The sequence below is a fragment of the Burkholderia sp. E168m23 genome (assembly GCF_016586125.1).
Lineage (GTDB): Bacteria > Pseudomonadota > Gammaproteobacteria > Burkholderiales > Burkholderiaceae > Burkholderia > Burkholderia orbicola.
This window is the reverse complement of the sequence record NZ_BCPP01001638.1, coordinates 1-683: the sequence shown is the minus strand read 5'-3', so window position 1 is coordinate 683 and position 683 is coordinate 1. Positions and strand designations below refer to the sequence as shown.

Below are 683 nucleotides of genomic sequence, written 5' to 3'. Positions count from 1 at the left end.
TGCAGGCGGGACAGGTAGTCGAGCGCGGCGCTCGTCGACGCGAGCACGTCGCGGCGCTCGTCCTGCCACATGTTGCGCTTCAGGTTGTACGTGCGGCCGGTGCCGGGCATGAACTGCCACATGCCGGCCGCCTTCGCGACCGACAGCGCCTGCGGGTTGTACGCGGACTCGATGAACGGCAGCAGCGCGAGCTCGGTCGGCATGTGACGCGCCTCGAGCTCCTCGACGATGTGGTACAGGTACTTCTGCGAGCGCTCGGTCATGCGCTGCACGTAATCGGGACGCTGCGTATACCAGGTCGTCTGCATGTCGACGAGATCGCTCTGCAGGTCGGGCATCTGGAAGCCGCGGCGAATGCGCGCCCAGAGATCGGAGTCTGCCGTGGTCAGGTCGCCGACGGATTGCTTGTCGACGTCGACAGTTTCTTTGGCGGTGGCTGATTTACGGAGGTAGTTGGACGTCGCCTGCGAATCGGCGGCGTTGTTGGCGACAGGGGGCTGGCTCGCACAAGCGGCGAGTAGCAGCACCACCATCGCACTCAATATAAGTCGCATGAAAATCTCGGCTTCCGACGGCTGGAAATTGCAGGCGATACTACGGAAGTGCGTGCTTCACGTCAATAAAAACACCGAAAACTCAGCGAAATCCTACATTTGGAGCAATTTTTACAGACACCGCTTGAG

Annotated in this window: 1 protein-coding gene; it reads right to left on the bottom strand. The window is 61.1% G+C overall.

Annotated elements, in window-relative coordinates; genetic code table 11:
• A partial coding sequence (locus tag JMF90_RS39380) for a transglycosylase SLT domain-containing protein (protein WP_201326579.1) occupies window positions 1-554 on the bottom strand: 554 nt, incomplete at its 3' end.
• Window positions 555-683 lie beyond the last annotated feature (129 nt).